This is a genomic window from Flavobacterium fragile, assembly GCF_023634865.1.
In the GTDB taxonomy this organism is placed as follows: Bacteria; Bacteroidota; Bacteroidia; order Flavobacteriales; family Flavobacteriaceae; genus Flavobacterium; species Flavobacterium fragile.
In genome coordinates this window covers 190,202-205,351 of the sequence record NZ_JAMLJN010000004.1, presented here as the reverse complement: position 1 = coordinate 205,351, position 15,150 = coordinate 190,202, and the positions used below count along the sequence as shown (strand labels likewise).

The following is a 15,150-nucleotide window of genomic DNA, read 5'->3' as shown; positions in this document are numbered from 1 at the left end:
ATTTTAATCCATTATTGATGTTACTTTCACTATCCATAAAAAATTATGCGTTAATAGAATCGCTTGAAACTGATTTTTCCAATCAGTTTTCTGTTATTACAGGGGAAACGGGTGCCGGAAAATCGATTCTTCTAGGTGCTTTGGGATTGGTTTTAGGTAATAGAGCTGATTTAACTTCTTTAAAAGACAAAGAACAAAAATGCATTATTGAAGCACAATTTGCGATTTCTAATTACAATCTTCAATCTTTTTTTGAAGATAACGATATGGATTATGAAGATAAAACCATTATCAGGAGGGAAATTTTACCTTCAGGGAAATCGCGCGCTTTTGTAAATGATAGTCCTGTAAATCTTCAAGAATTACAGGAATTAGGGGCAATGTTACTTGATATTCATTCCCAGCATCAAACTAGAGAACTTACCGAAGAAAATTATCAAATTGAAATTTTAGATGCGGTTGCTAATAATGTTGAACTCCTTACTTCTTATAAAATTGCGCTATCTGACTTCAAATCAATTCAAAAAGAATTGAAGCAATTAATTGAAGAAAAAGAGACTTTGGTTAAAGAGCATGAATACAATTCTTTTTTATTGAACGAACTTTTAGCAGCTAATTTAGTAGAAGGCGAGCAAGAAACTTTAGAACAAGAATTGGAACAATTGAGTAATGTAGAATTCATAAAAGAAAATTTTGAACGAGTTTTAGCCATTGCCAATGAAGAACAAGTAGGAGCAATTGTAAACTTGAAAGAAATTAAATTAGCATTACAAAAAGTGGCTAATTTTTCGATTTCTAATGCACAGTTATTAGAGCGCATGTCAAGCAGTTTACTCGAAATTGAAGATATAATTTCAGAATGTGAGCAAAGTAATGATAAAATTGTAGCCGATCCAGAACGTTTAGAATTGGTCAACACCAAACTACAGACGATCTACACACTACAAAAGAAACACCAAGTACAAACTATAGCTGAATTATTAGTTATTCAAAATGAATTAGATGCTAAAGTAATTCGTGTTGATGACTTGGATGGAGCAATCAATAAATTAGCATCTGACTTGAAGGTGAAACAAAAAAAGGTTGATGAAATTGCCTATTCGATTTTTGAAAATAGAAAGAAAGCGGCTCCAATTCTGATAGAAAAAATCAGAACAATTTTGGCTCAGCTGGGAATGCTAGAAGCTAATTTTCAAATTGAAATTAATCACTCTGATTCTTATGGTGTTAAAGGTAAAGACGAAGTAGTATTATTATTCTCAGCTAATAAAGGAACTAGTTTTGGCTTGCTAAAGAAAGTAGCATCGGGTGGAGAAATGTCTCGAATTATGTTGGCTATAAAAGCAATTTTGGCAAATTATTCAAAACTTCCTACTATAATTTTTGATGAGATTGATACTGGGGTTTCAGGAGAAATTGCAATAAAAATGGGGGAGATCATGAAAGAAATGAGTAAGACTATGCAAGTATTTGCCATTACACATTTACCTCAAATTGCAGCCAAAGGAAATTCTCATTACAAGGTTTCGAAACGTAATCTGGGCGAAACTACAATTTCAGAATTAAATCTTTTAACTACAGAAGAAAGAATCCAACAAATAGCTGAAATGCTTTCAGGTAAAGACATTACGGAATCAGCTTTACAACATGCAAAAGCTTTGTTGAATTAATAATTTAAAGTACATTTGTTTTTTAGATAAAAAAACAACAAACCAATTAAAATAAAATTAAGATGATTATTGAACCAAGAATGCGAGGATTTATTTGTTTGACAGCTCATCCAAAAGGTTGCGAGCAAAATGTAAAAAATCAAATTGAATACGTAAAATCAAAAGGAAAAATCAATGGACCTAAGCGCGTTTTAGTTATTGGTGCTTCAACAGGTTTTGGTTTGGCTTCAAGAATTACAAGTGCTTTTGGTTCTGATGCAGCTACTATTGGTGTGTTTTTTGAAAAAGCACCCGCAGAAGGAAAAACAGCGTCTCCTGGTTGGTACAATTCAGCTGCTTTTGAAGTAGAAGCTAATAAAGCAGGTTTATATGCAAAAAGCATCAACGGGGATGCCTTTTCAAATGAAGTGAAACAACAAACTATCGACATGATTAAAGCAGATTTAGGTCAGGTAGATTTAGTTGTTTACAGTTTGGCTTCTCCAGTACGTCAACATCCTGTAACTGGAGTTTTACATCGTTCTACTTTAAAACCTATTGGATCAACTTTTACTAATAAAACAGTTGATTTTCACACGGGTAACGTAACAAGTGTTTCGATAGAGCCAGCCAACGAAGAAGATATTGCCAATACAGTTGTGGTAATGGGCGGAGAAGATTGGTCTATGTGGATGGATGCATTAAAAGGAGCAGGAGTGTTAGCAGAAGGAGCAACAACCGTTGCCTATTCTTACATTGGACCAGAAGTTACAGAAGCAGTTTACAGAAAAGGTACCATTGGTAGAGCGAAAGATCATTTAGAAGCTACTGCTTTTGAAATTACAGATAAATTAGCTGATATAAAAGGTAAAGCCTATGTTTCTGTGAATAAAGCTTTAGTAACCCAAGCAAGTTCGGCAATTCCGGTAATTCCATTGTATATTTCATTATTATATAAAATCATGAAAGCGGAAGGTATTCACGAAGGCTGTATCGAGCAAATTCAACGTTTATTTTCAGAAAGATTGTATGCTGGTCATGTTGTCCCAACAGATGATAAAGGAAGGATCCGTATTGATGATTGGGAAATGAGAACCGATGTACAAGAAAAAATTGCTAAATTATGGGGAGAATCTACTACTGAAACTTTAGTAGAATTAGGTGATTTAGCCGGATACAAACAAGATTTTCTAAATTTATTCGGTTTTGGATTTGCAGGTGTAGATTATCAAGCTGATACAAACGAAATGGTTATGATACCAAGTATTAAATAATTACATTTTTAATAAAATATGTTAAGAAATCCTGATTTATTCAGGATTTCTTGTTTTTTGTTATTTAATTACTAATAATTGTTTGGCACATTGAATTTTATTTTTAATTTAGCAAATGCTTAACAATTAATTAATTATTTCATGAAAAAAATTACTTTATTTTTATTTGCGCTCTTTACGTGCTGGCAAATAAATGCTCAAGTAAATTCTTATTCCTTTTCAACAGGGACTACTGGTACAATGGAACCTATGTCAGGTTCGATTCAGTTAATTGGCTCTGGCTCTGATGATACTGCTTCAGCAGTAACAGGTATAGGATTTACTTTTAACTATGCTGGAACCGATTATACCCAATTTTCAGTCAATACAAATGGGTTGGTTAGGTTAGGTGCTGCGGCTGTAACAACTGCTTTTACTAACTCTGCAGCAAATGCAAATACAAACACTCCTGCTATATTTCCATATTGGGATGATGTAGCTACAGGCTCTGCTGCAGGTGGTGGAAATGTAAGTTATGTTGTTACTGGTTCAGCTCCTAACAGAAAACTAGTAATTGAATGGTTTGTAACAATTCCAAGAAATACCACAGGAGCTGCAAATGGCAGATTTCAGTGCGTATTAGAAGAAACAACAAACATTATCACCTTTAATTACGGTACTGGTGTAGTAACGGCTACAAATGGATATTCCATAGGTTTAGCAACTGCCACTGCAATCTTTAATAATGTTAATGTAACAACAAATACAAATAATACATCAACATTTATTACAGATAATCTTTCATCAATCCCATCTGGAACTTTTTATAGATTTACACCTCCTCTACCTTGTTCAGGAACACCTGTTGCAGGTACAGTTGCTCCTGCAACTCAAACTTTGTTATCAGGTCAAGCGTCAGCTGTTTTAACAGTAACGGGTCAAACTTCCGGTGTTTCTAGTTTGTCTTATCAATGGGAGCAATCCACAGATGGAACAAACTGGGTAAATGCCGTTGGTGGTACAGGTGCAACTACATTATCTTATACGCCACCTGTTTTTGGGGGTTCTATGATTATGTACAGATTGAGAGTTACTTGTACAGTTTCAGCAGAAACCGCTGTATCTACAACAGCGACTCTTAATCCATGTGGTGCATTAACTGTACCATCACTAGAAACATTAGATGTTTTCTTACCAACTTGTTGGCAAGAAGCTGACAATGGTGATTTAACAGCAGGGCCTACAACTTTCTTGTCTGGTGCGTGGGTTGTTGATGGTTTTGGAAATCAAGGAACTACAGGTGCCGCTAGAATTTTAATTGATGGTGCTGTTGATAATGATTGGATTATTTCTCCGCTTTATGCTATACCTGCCACAGGTTATGAATTAAAATTTGATGCTGCTGCAACTCAATCAGGTGGAACAGGTGCTCCAACTACACCATGGGAATCTGATGATTTCGTGGAAGTATTAGTTTCAACTGGAATGACAAATTGGACAGTTTTATATACATATAATGCAGCGAATGCAAATATTCCATTAAATACGGGTACACCAAATGTTATTGATTTGGATGCTTATGCTGGTCAAAATATTAGATTTGCTTTTAGAGCAGTGGAAGGAGCGGCTAATGGTGCTGCAGCAATTGATTTTTCAATTGATAATATTCAAGTAAGACTTACTCCGCCATGTGTTGAGCCAACTACATTAACTGCTACGAATATTACTTCTAATGGTGCTGATTTATCATGGGTAGATCCTACAGGAACTCAATTTGACTACGAACTTGTAGTGCAATTAGCAGGAGGTGGTGTTCCTACAGTTGCTGGAGATATTGTTGATATTACAACTTTACCTTTAACAGTTAATACATTAAACCCAAATACTAACTATGAATTTTGGGTAAGAGCTAATTGTGGAGTTGATGGTAATAGTGCATGGGTAGGTCCTGTTCCTTTTAGAACATTATGTGCAGTGTTTGTTGCGCCTTTCAACCAACCTTTTGCGACTAATACTTTCCCTTCTTGTTGGTCTCAAACAGGTCCTACAGCTTGGGAATTTGGTAGTAATGTTTCTACACCTGCTGGTTTTGCAGATTATGGTGCGGATCTTGCACCTGATTTCAATGCAGCTGGAGGTACTTTTATTGGAATGGATGGTTCAGACAATACAGATGGTGAAGTTAGTAGTTTGTTAACTCCTTTTATTGATGTTACGCCATTAACTACACCAAGATTAAAATATGCTGTTTTTGGAAATAACGTAAATGATGCTGCACGAAATCTTTTACAAGTTGAAGTATGGGATGGAGCTGCTTGGAATTTAGTTAATACTGTTTCTGATAATTTAGGTCCAAACTGGGTTGTATTTACAACTAATTTATCAAGTTTAACTATTACAGGTCCTATTCAAATTCGTTTCACAGTTACCGGTGTTGCTAATGGAGGTTCAACTTTTTATCATGATATTCTTATTGATGATGTTACTGTTGAAGAAACTCCAGTGACTCCACCTGCATGTGCTTCAAATGTTGTTGCAACTCCCCATCCAACTTGTGGAAATTTCAATAATACTATTTCTTGGGATGCTGTTTCTGGAGCTGATGGTTATAATTTGACTATTGGTACGACTTCAGGAGGGAATGATGTTTTGAATAATCAAAACTTAGGTTCTTCAATTTCATATGTTTTTGCTGGAACAGTAAATACTACATACTATTATACAGTTACACCATATAATGCTAATGGGCCAGCTGTTGGATGTATAGAACGAACTTTTACAACAAATACTAACGGATGTTACTGTGTTCCAACTTATTCAAATGGTGGTGGTGGAGATAATATTACTAATGTAGTAATAGGTTCTTGGTCAAACGCTTCAACTGGAAATGTTTTACCTTATTATGAAGATTTTACTTCTCAACAACCTACTCCGATCGCGATTCCAACTATGACTGCTGGATTAAATTCTACAGTTTCTGTTACCATGGGAACAGATGGAACTCAATTTAGTAGAGTTTGGATTGATTTTAATCAGAACTTAACTTTTGAACCTTCAGAATCATTCTCCTTAGGAACAAGTGTAGGTGGTGGAGGTACGTCTAATATTATTGTTAATGTACCAGCTGGTGCAACATTAGGAGTTACTAGAATGAGAATAAGAGGTGGTGATGATTCTGCGATTCTGAATACACAAGCATGTGGTGCTTCTTCAAGTACTTTTGGTCAAACAGAAGATTACTTGGTTAATATATTGCCAGCTCCATCTTGTTTACCTCCAACAGCTTTAAATGCAACTGCGGTAACTTCTTCTTCAGCTAGTTTAGGATGGACAGAAGCTGGTACTGCATCTTCATGGGATATTGAATGGGGAACTTTAGGATTTACCCCTACAGGAACTCCAACTATTTCAGGAGCAACAAATCCTCAGTCTATTTCAGGCTTAAACTCTAATACAACTTATAGTTTTTATGTAAGAGCTAATTGTGGTGCTGGTGGCTTCAGTACATGGTCTGGACCATTTAGTTTTACTACTGCTTGTGTAGCTGAAAATGTACCTTATTCTCAAGACTTTGAGACTGCAACAGTACCAAATTTACCTTCTTGTACAAGTCAACAAAATGTTGGTTCTGGTAATCTTTGGACAGTTGAAAATAATCCAGGCTATGGTTTCACAAATAAAGCATTGCGTTATAGATGGAACAGTTCTAATAATGCTAATGTTTGGTTCTACACAAATGGTGTAAACTTAGTAGCAGGTACTACTTATAGAATTTCTTATAGTTATGGTGGTACAGGTACTACTTTTCCTGAAAAATTAAAAGTTTCTTATGGTAGTTCTGCAAATGCAGCAGCAATGACAAATTTATTAGCAGATTATCCAAATGTTGTTAATGATACTCCTATTAATACTTTCGTTGATTTTACACCATCAACATCAGGAGTTTATTATTTTGGATTTAATGCTTATTCTGATGCAGATCAATTTTATTTAATTGTTGATAACATTCTAGTAGACGTGGCTTTATCATCTGGTTCATTTGATAATGCTAATTTCTCAGCTTATCCTAACCCAGTTAAAGATGTATTAAATGTATCATATTCAACTGAAATTTCTTCAATCAGAGTAATCAATATGATTGGTCAAGAAGTAATTTCTAAAAATATTAATGCTACTTCAACGCAAGTTGATATGTCTCAATTAAGTTCTGGTACTTACATTGTAAATGTAACAGTTGGAGACAACGTTAAAACATTAAAAGTTGTTAAGCAATAAATATTAAATTTAGTTAATGATTAAAGTCCCGATTTATTCGGGACTTTTTTTATAATCTTTTTTCTATATTTTATTTTGTTAATAGAATAAAGAACTTACATAAATTAGGAGGACAATTCTCTAAAATCTTTAAAATTTATGTAGGTTTGTAAAAAAAATTAAGATGTATTTTTCTTTTATTGTTCCCGTTTACAATCGTCCTGATGAAATTGATGAATTGTTGGAAAGCATGACTAAGTTTTCTTCCTCAATTCCTTTTGAAGTTGTAGTTGTTGAAGACGGTTCAACTATTCCATGTGAAGATGTTATTGAAAAATATAATAGTAGATTAACTATAGCTTATTATTTTAAATCCAATTCTGGTCCTGGAGATTCACGTAATTATGGAATGAAAGTGGCTAAAGGTGATTATTTTATCATCTTAGATTCCGATTGTATTATTCCCGAAGATTATTTGACTCAAGTTCAAAAGAGTTTAGAAGAGGAATATGTTGATTGTTTTGGAGGTCCCGATGCAGCTTTGGACTCTTTTTCAGATATACAAAAAGCAATCAATTTTGCTATGACTTCATTCCTTACTACAGGTGGAATTAGAGGAGGAAGTGAAAAAGTTGATAAATTTCAACCTCGAAGTTTTAACATGGGATTATCCAAAAAAGCCTTTGAAGCATCCAATGGTTTTGGAAATATTCATCCAGGAGAAGATCCCGATTTATCAATTCGATTGTGGAATTTAGGTTTTAAAACTAAGTTGATTAAGAATGCTTTTGTATATCATAAAAGAAGGATCAGTTGGGAAAAATTCCAAATTCAAGTCAATAAATTTGGCAAAGCGCGTCCCATTTTAAATTCTTGGTATCCTGAACATGCTAAAATTACTTTTTGGTTTCCAAGTCTATTCTTAATTGGATTTTTGTTTTCAGTGTTGTTAGCAATTTTTAAAGTTCCAATTTTTATTGCCTTTTACGGATTTTATTTTTCTCTATTATTTTTAAGTTCGCTATTATTCAATAAAAATTTAAAAATTGCGTTATTTTCATTGTGGGCAACCGTAATTCAGTTTTATGGTTATGGGAAAGGATTTTTACTTTCTTATTACAGAATCTCAATTTTGAAACAAAAACCTCAAGAAGCATTTCCTGAGTTGTTTTTTAAGAAATAAATATGACAAAAATAGTTGGTTTAACAGGTGGTATTGGAAGTGGAAAATCTACTGTAGCAAATTATATTGCTTCAAAGGGAATTCCCGTATACATTGCCGATGAAGAAGCCAAAAAAATTATGGAACGAGACGATGTTAAACAAAAAATTCAAGAACTATTCTCTGAGTCAATTCTTAATGACGATAATTCTCTTAATCGAAAGCGAATCGCTGAACAGGTTTTTAATAACCCCCAAAAATTAAAAGAATTAAACGCTATTGTACATCCTGAAGTTCATCTTCATTTTCAAAATTGGATTAAAGAACATAAAAATTTTCCCTTTATAATTAAAGAAGTAGCTATCCTTTTTGAAACCGGTGGGAATAAACAATGTGATAAAATTATTTTGATTACAGCACCCGAAGAACTTCGAATACAAAGAGCAACAAAGCGCGATAATGTTGATAGAGCAACTATTGTAAGTAGAATGAAAAATCAACTTCCAGAGGCTGAAAAAGAATTCCTTAGTGATTATGTTGTTCATAATATTGACTTACAAACTACATTTAAAGAAGTTGATGTAATTCTTAAAAAATTAGCAAAACTTTAAAAAAAGGTTTTTATGTTAATCTTTGGTTAATATATTTTAACAAGAAGTGTTAAAATGTTAAATTTGTTTTGATGAATAAGTCAAGATTTAGATTATTGGTTTTCTTAATGAGTTTATCATTAATTGGTATAATTCTGGTTCAATTGTATTGGATCTCAACTTCTTTGGACAAAAATGAGGAAGAATTTAAATACCATGTTAAACAAGTTTTAGGAAACGTATCCAACTCTATCAAAGAAAATGAGTTAGTAACTTTCTTTAATCATTACAATAAAATTATTGATAGTACTGGTAAAATTCCTGAAGAAGAGGAATTGAAAGAAATCTATTTCTATGAAAGAGATAAAAAAACAAACGAGACAATTATTTACACCAATACACTCGTAGCGGAAAATTATGGTATAAACGGTTCGTTCTTTGATAAAAATGCAAATTCAATCAATTTTGGTAATGTAGTTTCTAAAAGAAAAACTGAAATTTTTAATGGTAACTCTATAAATGATGGTAGTCCACACATGAAATCGTTTCCAGATATTTCAATTAACAAAGTAGGAAGTGTTTCAAGTTTAGACAAAGCTAATTTTGAGGTTGCGTTTAAAGATGTGGTAGCTTTAAAACCCATTCAACAAAGAGTTTCTACTGAAGAACTTGGTAAGTATCTAAAAGAGGAACTTCATAAATATGGAGTTAAAACTCCTTTTGAATTCGGAATATATAGTAATGGTCTTGCCACAAAAGTTCGTTCTGAAGATTTTAAGTACGACAAAAAAAACACTTATGGTATTCCGATTTTTCAAGATAATGAAGGAATGACTAAATATCAATTGTTAGTTAGTTTTCCACAAAAAAGTAAGTTCGTTTTTTCATCGCTAATAGGAATTACAAGTTTATCATTATTATTTACATTGGTAATTGTTTTAACGTATTCGAGTGCTTTAAACCAATTAATCAAGCAAAAACAAATTTCTGAAATCAAAACTGATTTCATTAATAATATGACGCATGAGTTCAAAACACCTATAGCTACTATAAACTTAGCTTTAGATGCTATTAAGAACCCTAAAATCATTGACGACAAAGAAAAAGTACAGCGTTATCTCCAAATGATTAAAGATGAAAATAAACGAATGCATGCTCAAGTGGAAAATGTACTACGTATTTCTAAATTAGAAAAAAATGAACTCGACATCTCAAAAGAGCCAAAAGATGTTACAGAAATTATTGAAGATGCCATTGAACACGTAAGTTTAATAGTAGAAGATAGAGAAGGGGTTATTCATTCGCATTTTAATGCGCAACGAAGTACTATTTTACTCAATGAAGTACATTTTACGAATGTATTAGTTAACATGTTAGATAACGCTATTAAGTATTCACCCAATGCACCTATTATTGATGTCTTTACAGAGAATATAAAAGATTTTATTCTAATTAAAATTCAAGATCAAGGTTCAGGAATGAGTAAAGTAGCACAAAAAAGAGTTTTTGAAAAATTCTACCGAGAACACACGGGAGATTTACATAATGTAAAAGGACATGGATTAGGATTAGCCTATGTTAAACAAATAGTAGAAGATCACAATGGTCAAATATTTGTAGAAAGTGAAAAAGGTAAAGGAAGTACCTTTATTATAAAAATGCCATTAATTAATTAAAAAAATAGACACACAATCAATATGGAAGCAAAGAAAATATTATTAGTAGAAGACGATCCAAATTTTGGGGCAGTTTTGAAAGATTATTTAATGATAAATGATTTTGAGGTTACCTTAGCTAAAAACGGAATGGAAGGTTTTGAAAAGTTCAAAAAAGACACCTTTGATTTGTGTATTTTAGACGTCATGATGCCTTACAAAGATGGTTATACTTTAGCAAGAGAAATTCGCGAGAAAAATCAAGAAGTGCCAATTATATTTTTAACGGCTAAAACATTGAAAGAAGATGTTTTAAAAGGATATAAAGTAGGAGCAGATGATTATTTAAATAAACCTTTCGATTCTGAAGTACTTTTAATGAAAATCAAAGCGATTATTCAAAGAAAAGCTTCTGAAGTAAAACCAGATACTACTAAATTTGAGTTTGAAATCGGTAAATTCCACTTAAATTCAAAATTACGTTTCTTAACCTATCCAGGTCAAGAGCCAATTAAGTTATCGCCAAAAGAATGCGAATTATTAAAAATGTTGGCACTTCATGAAAATGATTTGATGCCAAGAGAATTAGCTTTAACTAAAATTTGGAGAGACGATAACTACTTCACATCAAGAAGTATGGACGTATACATCGCTAAATTGAGAAAGTTCTTAAAACAAGATGAAAATGTAGAAATCTTAAACATTCATGGAGAAGGTTTTAGATTAGTAGTCAAAAAATAAAGAAGATTTTTGTCATTCTGAACTTGTTACAGAATCTCAATATTATGTTGTCAAAAAAACTCTGTCCTAAATTGAAGACAGAGTTTTTTTATTCAATAATTTCCAAAGCATAACAAATCTTTTCATCTTTGGTTATAATATACGTGTTTTCGTTTTTTGATATCACCACTTCGTCTTTCCAATTCAATTCTCTTAAAAAATTCATTTCAAAACCTTTTATGTGTTGTTTTAAAACGAATTTTCTATCCATTGTATCTAGACACCATTCCAAGTATTTTACGTTATTAGCGTGGTTTACAATATCCAAATCTGATAATTGTACTTTATAATCCAACACTTTCTCAAACGGAACATCTAAATTAATGCGTTGAACCGATTTTTCAGTTGCACTATGTTCTGGATATTTTATAAAATGTTCGTGGGGCAAAGTTAAATTTTCAGGTCTTCTAATTTGCGTATTTAAAACGGCCCAATACGTTTCGCACCCAGCTAATTTTTCATGACCACGATACAATTCCAAACAACGTGTCGAACGCGAATTTTCTAACGATTTTATCCAAGTTTTAACGGTAACTTTATCTTTCCATTTCGGCAAGCTTTTGATTTCCAAGTGCATTTTACTCATTACCCAAGCTTGATGATGTTCTTGCATATCGCTAAAACTAATTCCTCCTAAATCGGCATGAATTCCGGCTGTGATTTGAAAAATATTACATAACTCAGTATATTTCAACAATCCATTTGGATAGCATTGCAGAAAATTGATTTCGTGTTCTTGTTCTAAAATAGAGGTAAAGTTGGGTGAAATTTGCATAAAATTTAATTAAATTCAAATCCTAGTGTTAATTGTATTGCATTAGTATTGCCGTAGTATTTTTTATCTTGAGGACTTCCTTTCATATCGTTAATCAATTTGTTATAACTAAGCCTATAATAAATCGAATACGTTTTATTAAGTTGATAATCTATGTGGGTACCTATTTTTATTTCATTGGCTCTCTGATTAGCAACAGTGTTGTATGAGTTTTTATAGTTTAATCTGGCAAAAGAATAATTTATAAATGGGACCAAGTCGAGTTTATTTTTTAAGCTAATAGTATAATCACTCTGAAAAGAATAATTAAATTTATTTATGTGACTTATATTTCCAATACTTGAATTACTTCCATTATATCTTTGATATTCTAATCCAATTGATAATCTTACATCATAAATTTTTATAAAACTAAAATTACTACTTAAACCAAAATTGTTATCAAACTCCTTTGATAGTAAATTATTTCCAAAGTGAATTGGCATTGAGAAACCTATACGCATACTTGGTTCTAAATCTACATTTTTGGTATCTTTTTTATTTTGGCCGAACGAAAGATTATAAACTAAAAATATAGTAAAAAAAAGTTTTTTCATTTTAAATGATGATTGTATAATTTGTTTCAGTCTCATTAATTCGTAAAGGAATTACAAATTCTTCAATTTCATTAGTGTCTGTATTTATAGTTTTATATAGCAATTCAAAATTCTGATTTTTCTTTAACATAAAATTTGTTGGATATTCGTAGTAAAAATCAATGTAGTTACTGTTTAAAAAAATATGTTCACGGTATTCAATTCCGTTTATAGAAATTGATTTAAGAACTTTATTAGTTGACACTTGGTTAATATTAACAGTAAAAGAAACTAGTTCTTCAAATTTGAAAAGCGTTAAAGTTTCTAAATTCCAATTTATTCCTTCAAAATTATTATCATCAAGACCGTGAATTGAAACAGGTAAATATTCTGTAGATGTATCTAAAACAAGAGTTGCAGAGTTTGTGGGTTTAAACATATTAAATTGTATTAATCCTTCTGCGTTAGAAGTTTTTTTATAAGTTGAAAAATCATAACTACCATCAGCATAGCTTGTTTCAATGTAAGCCTTTTCGTTAGCAAGTGGTTCGTTATTTGAATTAACTACTTTTATTTTTAGTTTTATTATAGTCTCTCCATCATATGGAATTTCACATGACACAAAAGTTAATAATAAAAATAACACTATTTTTTTCATTTGTTTATTTTTAGCTAAGATGAGAAAAATCTTATACGGTTGCGTTAAGGGTTCATTATTTTTTCAATAACTTGAATTATCTCTTTTCTATCTGCTAAAAAATCAAACCAACTCACGTTTTCTGTTCGTTTAAACCAAGTAATTTGGCGTTTTGCAAAGCGTCTGGTATTCATTTTAATTTGTTCGATGACGAAATCTAATGTAGTTTTTCCATCAAAATAATCAAATAATTCTCTGTAACCAACGGTTTGTAAAGCATTCAGCTGTTTGTTCGGATATAAAGATTGAGCCTCTTCTAAAAGTCCTTCTTTTAGCATAATATCAACACGTTGGTTAATTCTGTCGTAAATGATTTCTCGATTCGCTTCTAAACCAATGATGATAGGAGTGAAGTTTCTCTCATTTTTTCGTTTTCCAATGAAACTGGAATACGGTTTTCCACTTCCGATGCAAACTTCAACAAAACGTTTCATACGTTGAGGATTTAGCAAGGTTTGTGGGTTTTCAATTTGTAATTTTTGGTAATATTCCGAATCTAGATTTTGGAGTTGCTCTTGCAAAAATTCGATTCCTAAATCATCATATTTAGCATTAATTTCAGTTCGAACCGAATCATCAATATCTGGAAAATCATCAAATCCTTTCAAAACGGCATCGACATATAATCCAGAACCACCTACCATAATTTGAATGTTGTTTTTCTGAAATAATTCGTCCAATTTAGCCAAAGCTTCTTGTTCAAAATCACCAACAGAATAACTTTCAAAAATAGATTTATTTTGGATAAAATGATGGGGTGCTGCAGCTAATTCTTCATCACTAGGAACAGCGGTTCCAATTTTCATTTCTCTGAAAAACTGGCGACTATCGCAGGAAATAATGTCACAACCAAAGTGTTGTGCTAAGTAAATGCTTAATGCTGTTTTTCCAATGGCTGTTGGACCAATAATCGTAATTAAGTAATTCATTTTATAATTCGCTTCCGCAGTCTTGACAATATTTTGCGTGTAGTAAATGTTCTGAATTACCACAGTTTTGGCATACTTTTTTGTCGCTTTCTTTGGTTTTTGGCATGTTTTTCGCAATTTCAGCCGTAATAATTCCAGTGGGAACTGCAATGATGCCGTAACCCATGATCATTACAAAGGAAGCTATAAATTGACCCAATGGCGTTATGGGCGTAATATCACCAAAACCAACAGTCGTTAAAGTTACTATACACCAATAAATTGAAACAGGAATACTTGTAAAGCCAGCTTCAGGACCTTCTACAACATACATAACTGAACCCACAATAATACAACTGATTAAAATAAAGTACATAAAAACTAAAATACGACCACGACTCGCAATAATTGATTCTCGTAAATGTACCGATTGACTAGAGAATTGCGGATGGTTCAATATTTTGAATAACCGCAATAATCGTAAGGCTCTAATCACAGTGAATACGCTTGTTCCTACAAAGAAAAACGATAAATACATAGGTAAAATCGCTACTAAATCAATAATTCCGTAGAAACTTAAAATGTAATTGATGGGTTTTTTAATCGTTATTATTCGCAATAAATATTCGATAGTAAAGAAAATGGTTATAACCCATTCCGAAATTAGTATGAAGGTATGGTATTTTCCATCGAATTCTTTTACGGTTTCCAACATCACTAAAACCACACTCAGTAAAATCAAACCCAGAAGTATTAAGTCGAAAAGTCTTCCCGCAACTGTATTAGTTCCGTAGATGACAATGTGTGCTTTTTGTTTAAAAATCTCGTATTTCGATTTTACTTCACTCATAA

Annotated in this window: 12 protein-coding genes; 7 read left to right on the top strand and 5 right to left on the bottom strand. The window is 32.2% G+C overall.

Annotation, left to right across the window (positions count from 1 at the left end):
* Positions 1–17 precede the first annotated feature (17 nt).
* From recN to NAT47_RS06735, 7 genes are all read left to right on the top strand, one after another.
* The gene (gene recN, locus NAT47_RS06765) at positions 18–1,670 is read left to right on the top strand and encodes a DNA repair protein RecN (RefSeq protein ID WP_250581585.1); all 1,653 of its coding nucleotides are present in this window, start codon (positions 18–20) and stop codon (positions 1,668–1,670) included.
* 62 nt (positions 1,671–1,732) lie between these two features.
* Complete coding sequence (fabV, locus tag NAT47_RS06760) at positions 1,733–2,923, top strand: enoyl-ACP reductase FabV (protein ID WP_250581584.1); 1,191 nt, start codon at positions 1,733–1,735, stop codon at positions 2,921–2,923.
* A gap of 141 nt (positions 2,924–3,064) precedes the next feature.
* Entirely contained in the window at positions 3,065–7,177 is a 4,113-nt protein-coding gene (locus NAT47_RS06755; RefSeq protein WP_250581583.1) for a GEVED domain-containing protein, read from the top strand.
* Positions 7,178–7,340: 163 nt separating this feature from the next.
* Positions 7,341–8,339, top strand: a complete 999-nt coding sequence (locus tag NAT47_RS06750) for a glycosyltransferase (protein WP_250581582.1) — start codon at positions 7,341–7,343, stop codon at positions 8,337–8,339.
* Between the two features lie 2 nt (positions 8,340–8,341).
* The gene (gene coaE / locus NAT47_RS06745) at positions 8,342–8,929 is read left to right on the top strand and encodes a dephospho-CoA kinase (protein WP_250581581.1); all 588 of its coding nucleotides are present in this window, start codon (positions 8,342–8,344) and stop codon (positions 8,927–8,929) included.
* A 71-nt stretch (positions 8,930–9,000) separates the two neighbouring features.
* The gene (locus NAT47_RS06740; RefSeq protein ID WP_250581580.1) at positions 9,001–10,584 is read left to right on the top strand and encodes a sensor histidine kinase; all 1,584 of its coding nucleotides are present in this window, start codon (positions 9,001–9,003) and stop codon (positions 10,582–10,584) included.
* A 21-nt stretch (positions 10,585–10,605) separates the two neighbouring features.
* Positions 10,606–11,304 carry a response regulator transcription factor gene (locus NAT47_RS06735; protein WP_250581579.1) on the top strand — a complete coding sequence of 233 codons (699 nt, stop codon included), beginning with the start codon at positions 10,606–10,608 and terminating at the stop codon, positions 11,302–11,304.
* Positions 11,305–11,392: 88 nt separating this feature from the next.
* Here NAT47_RS06735 and NAT47_RS06730 read toward each other — a convergent pair whose 3' ends face one another.
* Genes NAT47_RS06730 through NAT47_RS06710 form a run of 5 tightly spaced genes read right to left on the bottom strand, consistent with a single transcriptional unit; the run spans position 11,393 to position 15,148 of the window.
* Positions 11,393–12,118, bottom strand: coding sequence for an acyl-[acyl-carrier-protein] thioesterase (locus tag NAT47_RS06730; RefSeq protein ID WP_250581578.1), 726 nt, complete (start codon positions 12,116–12,118; stop codon positions 11,393–11,395).
* Between the two features lie 5 nt (positions 12,119–12,123).
* Entirely contained in the window at positions 12,124–12,714 is a 591-nt protein-coding gene (locus NAT47_RS06725) for a hypothetical protein (protein WP_250581577.1), read from the bottom strand.
* Between the two features lies 1 nt (position 12,715).
* Positions 12,716–13,351 carry a hypothetical protein gene (locus NAT47_RS06720; RefSeq protein WP_250581576.1) on the bottom strand — a complete coding sequence of 212 codons (636 nt, stop codon included), beginning with the start codon at positions 13,349–13,351 and terminating at the stop codon, positions 12,716–12,718.
* Between the two features lie 44 nt (positions 13,352–13,395).
* Positions 13,396–14,319, bottom strand: a complete 924-nt coding sequence (gene miaA / locus NAT47_RS06715) for a tRNA (adenosine(37)-N6)-dimethylallyltransferase MiaA (protein WP_250581575.1) — start codon at positions 14,317–14,319, stop codon at positions 13,396–13,398.
* A 1-nt stretch (position 14,320) separates the two neighbouring features.
* Positions 14,321–15,148: an ion transporter gene (locus NAT47_RS06710; protein WP_250581574.1), complete on the bottom strand. Its 828-nt coding sequence runs from the start codon at positions 15,146–15,148 to the stop codon at positions 14,321–14,323.
* Positions 15,149–15,150 lie beyond the last annotated feature (2 nt).

Bases quoted from the DNA above. Each gene is read 5' to 3' on its own strand.
- fabV (WP_250581584.1), top strand. From the start codon at position 1,733: ATGATTATTGAACCAAGAATGCGAGGATTTATTTGTTTGACAGCTCAT.
- NAT47_RS06735 (WP_250581579.1), top strand. From the start codon at position 10,606: ATGGAAGCAAAGAAAATATTATTAGTAGAAGACGATCCAAATTTTGGG.
- NAT47_RS06725 (WP_250581577.1), bottom strand. From the start codon at position 12,714: ATGAAAAAACTTTTTTTTACTATATTTTTAGTTTATAATCTTTCGTTC.
- miaA (WP_250581575.1), bottom strand. From the start codon at position 14,319: ATGAATTACTTAATTACGATTATTGGTCCAACAGCCATTGGAAAAACA.
- NAT47_RS06710 (WP_250581574.1), bottom strand. From the start codon at position 15,148: ATGAGTGAAGTAAAATCGAAATACGAGATTTTTAAACAAAAAGCACAC.
- NAT47_RS06755 (WP_250581583.1), top strand. From the start codon at position 3,065: ATGAAAAAAATTACTTTATTTTTATTTGCGCTCTTTACGTGCTGGCAA.
- NAT47_RS06720 (WP_250581576.1), bottom strand. From the start codon at position 13,351: ATGAAAAAAATAGTGTTATTTTTATTATTAACTTTTGTGTCATGTGAA.
- NAT47_RS06740 (WP_250581580.1), top strand. From the start codon at position 9,001: ATGAATAAGTCAAGATTTAGATTATTGGTTTTCTTAATGAGTTTATCA.
- NAT47_RS06730 (WP_250581578.1), bottom strand. From the start codon at position 12,118: ATGCAAATTTCACCCAACTTTACCTCTATTTTAGAACAAGAACACGAA.
- coaE (WP_250581581.1), top strand. From the start codon at position 8,342: ATGACAAAAATAGTTGGTTTAACAGGTGGTATTGGAAGTGGAAAATCT.
- recN (WP_250581585.1), top strand. From the start codon at position 18: ATGTTACTTTCACTATCCATAAAAAATTATGCGTTAATAGAATCGCTT.
- NAT47_RS06750 (WP_250581582.1), top strand. From the start codon at position 7,341: ATGTATTTTTCTTTTATTGTTCCCGTTTACAATCGTCCTGATGAAATT.